Source organism: Paraburkholderia sp. RCC_158, from assembly GCF_041355255.1.
Lineage (GTDB): Bacteria > Pseudomonadota > Gammaproteobacteria > Burkholderiales > Burkholderiaceae > Paraburkholderia > Paraburkholderia graminis.
On the sequence record NZ_JBFUPM010000020.1, the window covers coordinates 29,491 to 44,115 of the forward strand.

At 60.2% G+C, this 14,625-nt stretch carries 12 protein-coding genes and 1 pseudogene; 6 read left to right on the top strand and 7 right to left on the bottom strand.

The window, feature by feature from the left end; all coding sequences use genetic code 11:
- Positions 1-28: 28 nt before the first annotated feature.
- From ampC to betI, 6 genes and pseudogenes are all read right to left on the bottom strand, one after another.
- A complete protein-coding gene (gene ampC, locus AB6809_RS28355) occupies positions 29-1,207 on the bottom strand; it encodes a class C beta-lactamase (RefSeq protein ID WP_310031766.1) in 1,179 nt (392 codons plus the stop codon).
- A 213-nt stretch (positions 1,208-1,420) separates the two neighbouring features.
- Complete coding sequence (locus AB6809_RS28360; protein WP_310035238.1) at positions 1,421-2,116, bottom strand: alkyl sulfatase dimerization domain-containing protein; 696 nt, start codon at positions 2,114-2,116, stop codon at positions 1,421-1,423.
- 665 nt (positions 2,117-2,781) lie between these two features.
- Positions 2,782-3,396: pseudogene (locus AB6809_RS28365) on the bottom strand (MBL fold metallo-hydrolase); the annotation flags it as partial.
- A gap of 192 nt (positions 3,397-3,588) precedes the next feature.
- Positions 3,589-5,274, bottom strand: coding sequence for a choline dehydrogenase (gene betA, locus AB6809_RS28370; RefSeq protein WP_310031764.1), 1,686 nt, complete (start codon positions 5,272-5,274; stop codon positions 3,589-3,591).
- A gap of 10 nt (positions 5,275-5,284) precedes the next feature.
- On the bottom strand, positions 5,285-6,754 hold the full coding sequence (betB, locus tag AB6809_RS28375) for a betaine-aldehyde dehydrogenase (RefSeq protein ID WP_310031761.1): 1,470 nt from the start codon (positions 6,752-6,754) through the stop codon (positions 5,285-5,287).
- A gap of 39 nt (positions 6,755-6,793) precedes the next feature.
- Positions 6,794-7,381: a transcriptional regulator BetI gene (betI, locus tag AB6809_RS28380; RefSeq protein ID WP_310031758.1), complete on the bottom strand. Its 588-nt coding sequence runs from the start codon at positions 7,379-7,381 to the stop codon at positions 6,794-6,796.
- 239 nt (positions 7,382-7,620) lie between these two features.
- Between betI and fdhA the strand changes: the two genes are divergently transcribed.
- From fdhA to AB6809_RS28400, 4 genes are all read left to right on the top strand, one after another.
- Entirely contained in the window at positions 7,621-8,820 is a 1,200-nt protein-coding gene (gene fdhA, locus AB6809_RS28385) for a formaldehyde dehydrogenase, glutathione-independent (RefSeq protein WP_310031756.1), read from the top strand.
- 287 nt (positions 8,821-9,107) lie between these two features.
- Positions 9,108-9,524: a DUF4279 domain-containing protein gene (locus AB6809_RS28390; RefSeq protein WP_310031755.1), complete on the top strand. Its 417-nt coding sequence runs from the start codon at positions 9,108-9,110 to the stop codon at positions 9,522-9,524.
- Between the two features lie 40 nt (positions 9,525-9,564).
- A complete protein-coding gene (locus tag AB6809_RS28395; protein ID WP_371027666.1) occupies positions 9,565-9,978 on the top strand; it encodes a hypothetical protein in 414 nt (137 codons plus the stop codon).
- 70 nt (positions 9,979-10,048) lie between these two features.
- Positions 10,049-10,495, top strand: coding sequence for a DUF4279 domain-containing protein (locus AB6809_RS28400; protein ID WP_310031751.1), 447 nt, complete (start codon positions 10,049-10,051; stop codon positions 10,493-10,495).
- A 69-nt stretch (positions 10,496-10,564) separates the two neighbouring features.
- Here the strand turns inward: AB6809_RS28400 and AB6809_RS28405 are convergent, their stop codons facing one another.
- Positions 10,565-10,912: a hypothetical protein gene (locus tag AB6809_RS28405; protein WP_371027667.1), complete on the bottom strand. Its 348-nt coding sequence runs from the start codon at positions 10,910-10,912 to the stop codon at positions 10,565-10,567.
- Positions 10,913-11,187: 275 nt separating this feature from the next.
- Here AB6809_RS28405 and AB6809_RS28410 point away from each other — a divergent pair, with 275 nt between their 5' ends.
- Positions 11,188-14,010, top strand: coding sequence for a molybdopterin cofactor-binding domain-containing protein (locus AB6809_RS28410; protein ID WP_310031746.1), 2,823 nt, complete (start codon positions 11,188-11,190; stop codon positions 14,008-14,010).
- On the top strand, positions 14,007-14,624 hold the full coding sequence (locus AB6809_RS28415) for a 2Fe-2S iron-sulfur cluster-binding protein (RefSeq protein WP_310031741.1): 618 nt from the start codon (positions 14,007-14,009) through the stop codon (positions 14,622-14,624). The genes AB6809_RS28410 and AB6809_RS28415 overlap by 4 nt, the downstream gene beginning before the upstream one ends.
- The last annotated feature ends 1 nt before the right edge of the window (position 14,625 follow it).

The following is a 14,625-nucleotide window of genomic DNA, read 5'->3' on the forward strand; positions in this document are numbered from 1 at the left end:
CTCTCCACAGCTAACCGGGCATCGGCGCTTACTGTTTGCTCGCCACCAGTGCCGACACGATCCGATACGCAGCGCTCACGCGGTCCTCGATCGGGAAATTCCTGTTGGCAAGCAAAACGACGCCGACGTGTTTCTGCGGAATGAAGGCAACGTAGGTGCCGAACCCATTCGTCGAACCGGTCTTGTTGATCCATACATTCTGCTGCGGCGGCAAGGGCGGCTCGATTGCGATGACCGGCGTCGCCGTGGTGGCCATCGCGGGCGCATTGCCTTCGTGCAAGGTCGTCAACGTGACGGGATAGGCGTACTGCTCCCATATCAGGTCCTGCGTCAGCACGCCGGCCTTGAAGTAACCCGTGTGTGTCGCCGTGATAGCGCGCTGAAGCTGGTTGTCGACATCGATCAGGTTCATGTTCGCTTGCACGAAACGCAGCATGTCGGCGGCGGTGGTCCTCACGCCGTACGCTTCGTCGGCGAGCACGCCGCCTTTCATGCGGATCGGCGCGCCGTCCTTCGTATAGCCCTGTGCGTAGTCGGACATTTTCGTTGGCGGAACATGGATGTAGCTGCTCGTCATGCCGAGCGCCGGAAACAGGCGCTGCTCCATCAGCGACGCAAAGTCCTGATTCATGCTTTTCGCCGTGATCAGACCGAGCGTGCCGATCCCCGGATTCGCGTAGGTACGATACGTGCCAGGCGCGTAGGCCGGTTTCCATGCGCTGAAGTACTGCAGCAACTGCGCGTTGTCGTGGATGTCGTCGGGCACCTGGAGCGGCAGACCGCCGGGCGTGTGCGTGCCGAGATTCAGCAGGCTAACCTTGCCGAATGCGCTGCCTCGCAAGGACGGCAAGTATGTTTGCGTCGGGTCCGACAGCCTCAGATGGCCGCTCAACTGCGCATATTCGGCAAGCGTCGCGGTGAATGTCTTGCTCACGGAGCCGATTTCAAAGAGCGTGCGCTGCGTGACCGGCTTGCCGGTTTCCGCCGATGCCACGCCGTAGTCGAAGACGTATGTTTTGCCATTGGCGACGATGCCGACCGCCATCCCAGGCACATGATGTTTCGCCATCAGCGGTTCGATGGCGGAGTCCACTACGGATTTCACCTGGCGTTCGGCCTCGCCTTCGCTTGCCGCGCGGCTTGCCTGCGCGGGCGCGCCCAGCGCAAACAGCATGGTGACCATCAGGCTCACGGCTTTTAGCTTCATGTACAACGCTTCCTCGAACGGTTATCGACGGGTGTCCCGACGCAGCACTATCCCGCTTTGGGAAAGCGCTGACAATCGACGATAACTTATGCGAGGGTCAAGAAAAACTGAGGGCGGGGCACCTGGCCCCGCCCGAGCGTGCAGCTACAGTTGCAGTTCGCGGTGAGCGCAATACGGTCTCCTCGCAACCGTAATCGCGCCGTTGGAAAATGCTTACGGTTCCGCGATAGAAAACCAGTAATCGAACTTATCGAACATCCCGAGCATTTCCCGGAACTTCGCTTTATCGCCGTCAAACTTCACCTTACCCGTCTCGGACAATTGCTGCAGCTTCACATTGCCGAGCGCGATGTCGTCCAGGGTCGACTTGTCGAACGTGATCGTTCCGTCGGCATGCTCCAATGGACGGCCTTCCACATAGTTCATCACACCGTTGCGCACGGTAAGCGCAAATTGCTTTTTCACGTCCGGCAGAATCAGATTGAACGCATAGCTTTTATTCGCCGCGTGCGGGCCGTTCAGGTGGATCGCCAGGAAGTCGAGGAACATTTCCGGCGACATGGCCGTGATGATGTCAGGCGCAGCCGTGTTCACGCCGGCCATCTTCTTCACGCCACCGCGCAACTCGTGAGCGCCGCTCAGATAAACATTGCGGACGGTGCCCGATTCCGACTGATAGCCCAACTGTTCAAGTGCATCGGCTTCGAGACGCCGCGCGGCCTGATTATCAGGTTGAGCGAATACGAGCTTGTTGGTGATGGTGGCGACCCATCGGTACTCGCCTTTCCGATAGGCGTCACGCGCGTTCGCCATGATCTTGTCAGCGCCGATAAGCTCGACGTATTTCTTCGCTTCTTCGGCGGGGGGAAGCGGATCGAGGTTCGCGGGATTGGCGTCCCACCAGCCCAGGTAGAGTTGATAAGTCGATCTGACGTCGTGTTCAGATTGCCGTAATAGCCACGGTTATAAAATTCCTTGGCGAGCGAATCGGGAAGCACGAACTGTTCGGCGATTTCATGCATGGTCAAGCCTTCGTTGGCCATGCGCAGCGTCTGATCGTTGATGTACTTGTACAGGTCCCGCTGTTTCGACAAATGCTCGACGACGCGTTCATTTCCCCACTGCGGCCAATGGTGGCTTCCGAAAGACAATTGAGCGTCGTTGCCGAACATGGCAATGGTTTGATCGAGCGCCGCGGCCCACTTCTGCGCGCTTCTCGCCTTCGCGCCTCTGAGCGTCAGAATGTTATGCAGTGAATGATTGGCGTCTTCGGCGAGATCGAGCGCCTTGAACTGAGGGAAGTAGAACAGCATCTCGGCGGGCGCTTCGGTGCCCGGCGCCATTTGAAAGACGACGTCGACGCCGTCCACCGTCAGCTTCTCGCCCGTCTTTTTGATGAGACGATTCGGTTGAAGCAGAGTGAGCGTGCCGGTCGCATTGACCAGGCCGAGGCCGCTGCCGACCGTGCCTTTCGGGTCTTTCTCGAGAAGATCGCCGTACATGTACGACGCGCGGCGGCTCATTGCGTTTCCAGCGAAAATGTTCTCGCTGATTGCTTCTTCCATGAAGCCTTCCGGCGCGATCAATGGAACCTTGCCCGAGGCCACGTCTTTTTCGTCGACCACGCCTCTGATGCCACTGAAATGGTCGACGTGGCTATGCGTGATGATGACGGCGCTAACCGGCCGGCGTTCGACCTTTTCATTGACCAGTTCCAACGCTGCCTTCGCTGTCTCGGCTGAACTTCCGGTATCGACTACGATCCAGCCGGTCGCCCCTCGAATAAACGTGATGTTGGCCAGGTCGATATTGCGCACCTGATAGATGCCGTCGACCACCTTGAACAGGCCGTTCATCGTCAGTATCTGCTCCTGACGCCACAGGCTTGGGTTCACCGTGGCCGGAGCTTCGGTTCCGGGGCGCAGGAAAGCATAGCGGGTGAGGTCGACCACCGTACGGCCCGACGCGGTGGTCAGAACTGGTTGCGGCAGGGACGATATGAAGCCCCGTCCTGCATCCTCGAAATCCCGCTTGTCTGCGAGATTCAGGTAACTCGCGATCTGCTGGTTCACCTGCATGGTCTGTGTCGTTGCGTCGTTTCTCGCGGGACTGTTCGCGCCTGCTTCGTTCGATTGTGCATATGCCTGCGCACCTATGCTTAACGGCAACAGCCATGCTAACCATTTCATCTTGCCTCCGGGCCTACGCTAGCGGTTTGCCAACAACATCCATCTGCGGACAACGCGTCCTCAGAGAGCTTTCAATACTCCTGATCTAATCTGGATGTTGGGTAGGAGGAAGTCAAGAACGAGATGCGTGACCGCCTGACGGCCTCACGGCATCATGATTCGCAAACAGAATCGGGCGGCTGACGCAATGCGCTAAACGGTCACACGTTCGCGCTTTCTGAAGGGCGCACCGTTCGCGACGAAGTAGGGCGTGTCCACGCGCGCCAATGCCTCGCGTCCACGAATCCGATCCGCGATCTTCTCGGCCAGCATGATGGTCGGCGCGTTCAGATTGCCCGTGGTGATAAGCGGCATGATCGACGCATCGACCACGCGCAGCCCCTCCATGCCATGCACGCGTCCTTCGTTGTCCACCACGGCCATGTCGTCGTAGCCCATCTTGCACGAGCACGAAGGATGAAACGCCGTCTCGGCGCGCGCCCGCACGAAAGCGTCGAGTTGCGCGTCGGTGGTTAGCTCGGCGCCCGGATTCAGCTCGCGCCCGCGATAACGGTCCAGCGCGGGCTGCCGCATGATTTCGCGCGTGATGCGAATGCCGTCGCGGAACTCGCGCCAGTCGAGCGGATCGGCCATGTAGTTAAATAGGATGCTCGGATGCGCCGCCGGATCGCGCGACGTGAGCTTCACGCGTCCGCGGCTTGGCGAACGCATCGAACCGACATGTGCCTGAAAGCCATGCATCTTGATCGCGTTCGAGCCGTTGTAGTTGATCGCGACCGGCAGAAAGTGATACTGGATGTTGGGCCACAAGTCGTCGTCGCGTGCGCGGATAAAACCGCCCGCTTCGAACTGATTGCTCGCGCCGATGCCGGTGCCGTTCACCATCCATTCGAGCCCAATAGCCGGCTGATTCCACCACTGCAATGCGGGATAGAGCGAGACCGGCTCCTTGCATTCGTACTGGATGTACATCTCCAGATGGTCCTGCAAATTTTCGCCGACGCCCGGCAAATCGTGGACGAGCGGAATGTCCAGATCGCGCAGCCACGTCGAGCGGCCCACGCCGGAGCGTTGCAGCAATTGCGGCGATGCAATCGCGCCGCTGCAGACCAGCACTTCGCGGCGCGCATGCGCGTTGACGGCCGCGCCATGCTGCAGATACGAGACGCCGACCGCGCGCTTGCCGGAGAACAGCACGCGATCAGTCAGCGCGTGCGTGACGATGGCCAGGTTCGAACGCGCCTTCGCACGATCCAGATAGCCGCGCGCCGTGCTGGCGCGCCGGCCCTGAGGCGTGACCGTGCGATCCATCGGACCGAAGCCTTCCTGCTGATAGCCGTTCAGATCGTCGGTGCGCGGAAAGCCGGCCTGCACGCCGGCTTCGACCATCGCCGCGAACAGCGGATTGTTGCCGGGCTTGCTGGTGGTCACATGCACCGGACCGTCGCCGCCGTGATACGCGTTCGGACCCACGTCGCGCGTTTCGGCCTTGCGGAAGTACGGCAGGCAGTCGAGATACGTCCAGTTTTCGAGGCCTGGGCGCTGAGCCCAGCCGTCGTAATCGAGCGCGTTGCCGCGGATATAGCACATGCCGTTGATCAGCGACGACCCGCCGAGTCCCTTGCCGCGTCCGCATTCCATGCGGCGGTTGTCCATATGCGGCTCGGGGTCGGTCTCGTACGCCCAGTTATAGCGGCGCCCTTGCAGCGGATAGGCGAGGGCGGCGGGCATCTGCGTGCGGAAATCGAAGCGGTAATCGGGACCGCCCGCTTCGAGCAGCAGCACAGTGACGTCGGCGTCTTCGGTGAGACGCGAGGCCAGCACGTTGCCCGCCGAACCCGCGCCGACGATGATGTAATCGTATTCGTTGGAACTCATGGCAGCGCTCTCAGAACACCGGTTGATAAGGGCCTAGCTCGACCTGCACGGACTTGATGCGCGTGTAGTGCTCGAGTGTCGTGATGCCGTTTTCGCGGCCCACGCCGGATTGCTTATAGCCGCCCACGGGCATTTCGGCGGGCGACTCGCCCCACGTGTTGATCCAGCAAATGCCCGCTTCCAGCCGATGAATCACGCGATGCGCACGCGAGAGATTTTCCGTCACGACGCCGGCGGCGAGGCCATACGCGGTGCGATTCGCGCGCTCGATGGCTTCGTCTTCTTCGTCGAATACGAGAATGCTCATGACCGGCCCGAAGATTTCCTCACGCACGATTCGCATGTCGTCGTGGCAACCGGTGAAGATAGTTGGCTCTACGTATTGACCTTGCGCATAATGATTTTCTGTCAAACGCTTGCCGCCCGCGATCAAACGCGCGCCTTCTGTAACGCCGCTTTCTATATAGCCGAGCACCTTCTGCAATTGCGCAGCGCTCACGAGCGGGCCAAAGTTGGTGGCGGCCTCGGTCGGCGCACCGACGCGAATACGCTTCACGCGTTCGAGCAGCAATGCCTCGAAGCGCTCGATCACATTGCGCTGCACGAACACGCGCGTGCCGTTCGTGCAGACCTGGCCCGAGCTGAAGAAGTTGGCGCTCATCGCGATGTCGGCGGCGCGTTCGAGATTCGCGTCGTCGAACACGAGCAACGGGGACTTGCCGCCGAGTTCCATCGTCACTTCTTTCAACGACGACGCGCCCGCCATCGACATCACCTTCTTGCCCGTTTCGACGCCGCCCGTGAACGAAATCTTTTCGATGTCCGGATGCGCGGCCAGCATCGCGCCCACGCGGCCGTCGCCTTGCACGACGTTGAACACGCCAGGCGGCACGCCGGCTTCGGTGTAGATTTCCGCGAGTTTCAACGCAGTAAGCGGCGTGACCTCGCTCGGCTTGAAGATCATTGCGTTGCCTGCGGCAAGCGCGGGCGCGGACTTCCAGCACGCAATCTGAATCGGATAATTCCATGCGCCGATGCCCGCGCAAACGCCGAGCGGTTCGCGCCGCGTGTACACGAACGACGACGGCCGCAGCGGAATCTGCTGCCCTTCGATAGCGGTCGCGAGTCCCGCGTAATACTCGATCACGTCCGCGCCGGTCACGATGTCCACCGCCTGCGTTTCCGCGATCGGCTTGCCGGTGTCGCGCGTTTCGAGCAGCGCGAGTTCGTCGTTGCGCTCGCGCAGAATCTCGACCGCGCGGCGCAGGATGCGCGAGCGCTGCATTGCCGTGAGCGCGGCCCACTCGCGCTGACCGTCGCGCGCGGACTGCACTGCGCTATCGACGTCCGCGGCGCTCGCCTGCTGCACGGTCGCGAGCGTTTCGCCGGTGGCAGGGTCGACGGTGTCGAAGGTTTCACCGCTGGTCGCGTCGACGTAAGCGCCGCCAATGTACAGACGTTGCATTGCGAATACCGCCATCATGTGCTCCTTTGTAGAGATGTCGCCGGCTGCTGCGCGCTATTCGCGCGCCGCCAGGACCAGGTCGATGTATTCGTTGGCGACGCGCAGCGCCGCTTTGGTGTCGAACGGTTCGCCCGACAAGGCGCCGCGCAGCCACAATCCGTCGATCAATGCCGCGAGACCGCTGGCCGCGCGCCGCGCCGCCGCACGCGGCAGCGCTTTCGAAAAATCCGCGCACAGATTGGAGTTCAAGCGGCGCGTGTTGACAGACTGAAGACGCCGCAGTTGCGGCTTGTGCATGCTCTCGGACCAGAACGCAAGCCAGGTCTTCATGACGGGCGTGCTGGTCTGCTCGGCATCGAAATTCGCGGCGACGACCGCACGCAGTTTCGAGCGCGGGTCCGTTTTTGCCGCGCGACGGCGGCGGGACGTGGCCTGCCACAAATCGCGCAACACATGGCGCATGGTGGCTTCGAGAAGACCGTCCTTGTCGCCGAAATAGTGGCTCACGATGCCGGTGGAAATGCTCGCGCGCTGTGCGACCGACGCGAGTGTCGCGCCCGCGAGGCCGGTCTGGTCGATGGTGAGCAGCGTCGCGTCGATCAACTGCGCGCGGCGGATTTCGCGCATTCCGAGCTTGGGCATGGCGTGACTATAAAGATCAGACGGTTCGCTGCCGGCACGTTGCCCGCAGGTTCGATCGACGCATGGTAGTTTTTTTATATTGAACGGTCAATCAATAAAAACCTGCGAAGAAGGGGCATGTCGGTTTCGGCCAAACTCGTGTCGGGTTCGGTGCAGGTGGTTGACCGCGGCGGGCGCTACGCTCGTTGAACGGCGTGCGGCGCAGGCCGCGCACCGCTCACAAGACATGGAGACATTCAATGAGCAGCAATCGCGGCGTCGTCTATCTGGGGCAGGGCAAGGTTGAAGTGCAATCGATCGACTATCCGAAGATGGTCGACCCACGCGGCCGTTCGATCGGTCACGGTGTGATTCTGAAGGTGGTCAGCACGAATATTTGCGGCTCCGACCAGCACATGGTGCGGGGCCGCACGACCGCGGAAGTCGGCCTCGTGCTCGGCCATGAGATTACCGGCGAGGTGATCGAGGTCGGCCGCGACGTCGAGACGCTGAGCGTTGGCGATCTCGTCTCCGTGCCGTTCAACGTGGCATGCGGACGGTGCCCGACCTGCAAGTCGCAGCATACCGGCGTGTGCCTGAACGTGAACCCGTCGCGTGCGGGCGGCGCTTACGGATATGTGGACATGGGCGGCTGGATCGGCGGCCAGGCCGAGTACGTGATGGTGCCGTATGCCGACTTCAATCTGCTGAAGTTTCCCGACCGCGCGCAGGCGATGTCGAAGATTCGCGACCTGACATGCCTGTCCGACATTCTGCCGACCGGTTATCACGGCGCGGTCATGGCAGGCGTGAAGCCGGGCGCGACGGTTTATATCGCAGGCGCCGGGCCGGTAGGCATGGCGGCGGCTGCGTCGGCGCGTCTGTTGGGCGCGGCGTGTACGATCGTCGGCGACATGAACGAGGAGCGCCTTGCGCATGCTCGCAAGATGGGATTCGAGACCGTGGACCTGTCGAAGGATGCGACGCTCGGCGAACAGATCGAGCAGATTCTGGGCAAGCCGGAAGTGGATTGCGCGGTGGACTGCGTGGGCTTCGAGGCGCACGGCCACGGCAGCAGCGGCTCGCACGAGGAAGCACCGGCCACTGTGCTGAACTCGCTGATGGAAATCACGAGGGCTGCGGGGGCGATCGGTATTCCGGGGCTCTATGTCACCGACGATCCGGGCGCCGCGGACGCTGCCGCGCGCAAGGGGAGTCTGAGCATCCGCTTCGGGCTCGGCTGGGCGAAGTCGCATTCGTTCCACACGGGCCAGACGCCGGTGATGAAGTACAACCACAATCTGATGCAGGCGATTCTGTGGGACCGTCTGCCGATTGCGGACATCGTGAACGTGACGGTGGTGTCGCTCGATCAGGCGCCGGACGGTTATCGCCAGTTCGACGGCGGTGCGCCGCGCAAGTTCGTGATCGATCCGCATGGGCTGTTGAAGGCGGCCTGAGCTTCGGACGAAGCTTCAGACGAAGTTAAAAGCCTGTAGTAAGGAAACGCGTTGAACGTGCTTACGTTCAACGCGTTTTTTGCTTGTGACGCGCGATCCCAAAAACATGGGTGTCGGCCAGTCTGCTAGGGTTACGCCGTCATAAGCGACGAGGCTCGCGATGGGTGGAACCGAACTGAAGACGGATTCGTTTCAACGGTGGGTGATGTACCGTAAGGATGACTATGGAAGTGGGCGTATCTTTGTTTCTTCCGAGCAGAAAACACAGTTGCTGAAACGGGAAAGATATGGATTCGCACGAACTCGCACATGCGTCATTCTCGGTTTCAGGCGACGACGTTTCGCCAACATTCTGGACAGAGTATTTCGGCGTTGTCCCTGATGTCGCGCACCGCAAAGGCGATGCAATCGTCGACCGTGACGGGCAACCACGGGGTATAGCCAGGCGGACAGGAGTGTGGGGTGTCCGCAGCAAATCGGTGGTCAAGAGCGATCTCCTTGAGCCGCATTTGCGCTATCTCGTCGAGCATCTTGGCTTGCCGCGCGCAGACTTGCCCGAGCTACTCAGGCGCGGGAACGCGCGCATGCGCTTCTTCTGCTATTGGGACAACGAGGCTGGAAATCGCGTGCCCGACGTTCCCGACGACATTCGGTCAATGATGGAGGCGATGGGGGGAACAGTCGAGGTTGACGAATATCGGTAGGTGGTTGTTTCTCGCGTCACATAACCAGAAGCCAAACGAAATGCGTCACCCATTGGCCCATGCCACATTCATCATTTCCGGCGATTCGGTCAACCCCGAGTTTTGGACCTCGTATTTCGGCGTGCAGCCTAGTCGCCTGATCACGAAAGGACAGCCTTTCCAGCTCCCGTCCGGGAAGTTGACTCCTCGTGCCGGTAAGCTCGGCCTATGGGCTCTTGAAAACAAGGCTGTGGTAAGCAGCGATTGCCTTGGCCCGCATTTGCAATACATCACGAATTATCTGGGCTTGCCCCGCGCCGATTTGCATGAACTGGTGCGGCGACAAGGAGGCAAGATGGCCCTGTGGTGCTATTGGATGAATGAAACGGGCGACCGGGTGCCCGACGTGCCCAACGACATCCGCGCGATGATGGAAGCGATGGGCGGAACAATCGAAATTGACGAATATCAGTAACTCGCTGTTTATTCGCGCTTAGCAGTGCAACAAAGCCAGGGGAAAATATTTGAGGACAGTATTCGCGACTATGCACCATAACCAGTCTTCAACATCAAATGCGAGCGCGGACGCCGGAGCCTACGCGTCTTTCCTGATAACCGGAGACGCCGTATCACCGGAATTCTGGACGCAGTACTTTCAGATAGCCCCTGACACCGCGATCGTCAAAGGAAAGTCATTTGCCCTTCCTTCCGGAAAGTCCAGTAAAGCTTTGGGGAAAACGGGCCTGTGGGGAGTAAGCAGCGAATCGGCGGTAGAAAGCGATTTGCTGGAACCGCATTTGCGGTATCTCATAGCGCGCCTTGGTTTGCCCCGCGAGGGTTTGAAGGAGATCGCGCAACAGAACGGTGCGAGGGTTGGGTTCTCCTGCTTCTGGTTCAATCCCTCAGGAAACCGTGTACCCGACGTGCCCAACGACATTCGCTCAATAATCGAAGCAATAGGTGGAACGATCGAAATCGACGAATATCGGTAGGATCGGACCCACTTCGCTCAAGCATTGCAGCGCGCTGCATATCCCCCGCAGCGCCACACCCGCCGCCCCCTAATGCGAAAACTCACTACCCGGCGGTTGCAGCCGTGCACGTTCCCCAACGTGAAGCGACCACGAGTAGTACGTCGAATGCGAATGCGTCTGCAGTTCCGGGTGTTCCGCCAGCATTTCGCCCATACTTTTCTGGTCATCGCTCAATGCGCCGACGCGAGACCAATGGTGCAGCATTCGTCGCGGCGCCGCGGTGACAGCCGTGGGCATATCGACAGTCGGCGTGACTTCGAGGGGCAACGTCGGCTCTGCAATGCCTGAATGGTCCTGCGCATACGCAAGGTGAGCCACAAGGCTTCCCCCAACGAACCACAGCGTGCCCATCGGCATCAGCGTTTTCTTTTTCATTCTCAAAGTGGAAACGGGTGTCATCGGGACCGCAACGATGCACAACCAGAGCGGAACCTGAAATAGGACTCTTCCGATTCACGCCATCGCGTCTCAGTTCCCGATGACGGCCGTCCAGCTCACTGCAAGCCGACAACGCTTTACCTCCAACGCCGATATTTTGCAAATATCAACATATAAGCGCATGGGCCAGTTCATAATTCGGCCCCCTAAACGCTGCGGGCAACTTTGCCGGCTCGATCGACGCGCGCAGTCATATATTTCAGGAGTAGTAGATGGCCGGCCTTCCACGCCGTAGCTTTCTGAAGGCCAGCGTCATCGCCGGCATTTCCGTGTATCTCGCGCCAGTCGGTGGGCGTGCCTTTGCCGCGTTGTTCGAGGAACGCATACTGACGCCGGTCAACTGGGACCCGGCGAGCGGTCAGCCCAAATTCCGCATCGACGGCATCGCCAAGGTCACGGGTGAAAAAGTGTTCGCTCGCGATATGCGTGCATCGGATATGCCGCATTGGCCGCAGCAGCAATCACACGCGATGATCCTGCGCGCGACGCGTGCAGACTGCCTGTACGAAGGCTTCAATCTCGCGGGACTGGGCGACGACCTGATGTCGGACCGCCTCGTGACCGCCGACGACCTCACGCGCGACGGTCTGCAATTTCCCGCCTTCTACGGCAGCGACATGCTTCTGCCGAAGGGCAACACGCCTGCTTATCTCGGCCATGCCGTTGCAATTCTGATCTTCCACGACTTCGCGCGCTTTCGCCTCGCGAAGGACTATCTGAAGTTCCGCGACGACGTCATCCAGTACGGCCAGCAGACGGGACCGCTCGAACGTGATCCGTGGGGCACGTTCCGGTTCGTGCGCGTCGGTGGCAAGACTCCGTATGACGACGACGTTTTTTCGAGCCTGAAGAACGCGCCGTTGTTTCCCGGCTCGATGCGCAAGCATCAACCGGTATGGCCGGATGGCGTCGAGCACGGATCGCTCGGCGAACAAGGCATTTCCTTCGCGGACGGCATCGCCGAAGAACTCGCACATCCGCCTGCGGACTGGCTGGTGATGGAGCGCGACTACAGCACGCAGTCGATCGATACCGCCGCACTCGAGCCGGATAACGCGAACTGCTGGTATGACGCCGACTCGCACGCGCTTCACATGATCGTACCCACGCAAGGCCCTGCCGAAGTGGCGCAAAGCGTGGCGGAAATGGTCGCGAAGTGCCGCTTCGCGGTGAAGAGTGTGTTCCTTCACCCATGCTACACGGTCGGTTATGGATCGAAAGATCACTACAACATGCCGTTCTATGGTCTTGTCGCTGCGATGTATGGCGATGGCCGACCGGTGCGCCTCGCTAACGATCGCTACGAGCAGTTTCAAAGCGCGCTCAAACGCCATGCGTTCAACATGAAGTACCGCATTGCTGTCGACAGAAAGACGGGACTGCTTCAGTCGTTCAAAGGCGATCTCGAAGCGAATGGCGGCGGGCGCATGAACTTTTCGCCGTCTGTGGCGATGGTCGGTGCGACCGCCGCGCAATCGATCTACTACTTTCCGAAGAGCGATCTCACTGCAACCGCCATTGCGTCGCGCGCAGTCGATGCCGGCTCTGCGCGCGGCTACGGCACGCTGCAAAGCATGGCCGCAACCGAGATGATGATCGACGAAATCGCCAAACAACTGAAGCTCGACCCAATCGATTTCCGCCTCACGAACGCGTTGCGGTCGGGAATGAAGAATACGCAGGGCGCAATACCGGCTGGCGCTGTTCGCGTCGATGAAGTTCTGCAAAAGGCAAAGTCGCATCCATTGTGGAAGAGCCGCGCGCAGAAGAAAGCGAAGTACGAAGCGGAGCATCCCGGCAAACGCTATGGCGTGGGCTTTGCGTGCGTGCAAAAAGACTTCGGCACAGGCGCCGAATGTTCTTTCGCCAAAGTCGAGATGAGTGAAGACGGCAAGATCACGCTGCATCATTCGGGCTCGGAAATCGGCACGGGTATGTCGACATCGCAAGCCATTGCCGTGGCGAAATGGCTCGGCGTGCCGGCGTCGACCGTGCATTTCGCGTTGGCCGACTGGCCCGATCTTCCGGTAATCACGAGCGGCGATCCTTACCTGATGTCGCAGGCCGATCAGGATCGCCTTTCGAGGAATCCGCGTTGGTCGCCGGGCTTTATGTCGCCGTCGAGTGCGACTAACTCGGCCTATTACTTCACGCACAGTACTCGCGAAGCAGCGCGCGTTCTTTTTGTGCACGGCTTATGGCCGGCGGCAATGTCGATCTGGTCGAGCGGTGCGGGCGGCGGTCAGGCCGCATCGCTTGTCGTGCGCATAGAAGACGCGCGCTGGGTGAACGGCAAGCTGTCGGCGGATGGACTGGAAGCATTGCCGTTCGAGCAGATTGCGAAAAAGGCGCACGAACTCGGACTCGTGACGGGCGCCACCGTGCATGTATTCAATCGCTGGCAATGGACCGAGGCCGAGTTCGAAGTCGGCGGCAAGATAGAGCGCTTGCCAATCGACGGACTGTCGCTTCGCTACGGCAACGGCGCAATGCCGAACGGTCAGAAGTCCGCGACGACGCTCAATAGCTATCGTGTGCTCGATCGAAAGCGCGTGTTTAATCCGCCCGTGCAGCGCAATAACGCAATGGTCACGTACTACAGCGCGGTCGGCACGCTCGTCGAACTTGCAGTGAACGAGTCGAGCGGCGAGGTCGAAGTATTGACGCATCACTCCATTCTCGAATGCGGCAACCAGTTGTCGCCTCAACTGGTTTCGGGCCAGTTGCAAGGCGGTCTTGCGATGGGCATCGGCCATGCGCTGCATGAGTATTTGCCGCTCTACGAAGACGGCCCCGGCAACGGCACATGGAATTTCAACCGCTATCGTTTGCCACGTTCGACGGACGTTGCGGTATGGAGCCAGACAAGTGAAGTACTGCCTCCGCTAACAGAAACCGACCCGCCAAAAGGCATTGCCGAGGTGGTGATGATTCCGGTCGTCGGCGCCATCGTGAACGGCATTGCGCATGCGGTTGGACATCGTTTCCGCGACCTTCCCGTTACGCCACAAAAAATTCAGGAGGTGCTCGCATGACACTGCCCAAATCCGATTCCACCGAAGCAGCTCCCGCAATCGCAAGCGTTGCCGAAAAGCCGCTGACGCGTTACGCCGTGCAACCGGTGTCGATGACCGTCAATGGCCGACCCGTCGGGCCGATCCGCGTACCGGAGCAGCTCATGCTGATCGACTTTCTGCATGAGTACCTCGGGCTGACAGGCTCGCGCCTGGGGTGCGGCCAAGGCGTGTGCCACGCATGCGTCGTCATTCTCGATAACGCCGATGGCAGCAGTGAAGAAGTGCGATCGTGCATTACCGGCGCGAGTTTCTTCGACGGCAAAAAAATCCGCACGGTCGAAGCTCACCCGACGTGCGACGAAAGCGGCAAGCCCGTCGCGCTGTCGCCCGTCCAGCAGAAGTTTCTCGAACACTTCAGCTTCCAGTGCGGATATTGCACGCCGGGATTCGTCAATGCGACGACGGTGCTGATCGAGCGCCTCAAGCGTCAGCCGATTGAACGCAGCAAGGTCGAAGAGACGATCACCGAGGCGCTCAACGCGCATATTTGCCGCTGCACGGGCTATGTACGCTATTACGAAGCGGTGAAGGACCTCGTACTGAACACAGCCGGACTGGTGAGGAACGTCTAAA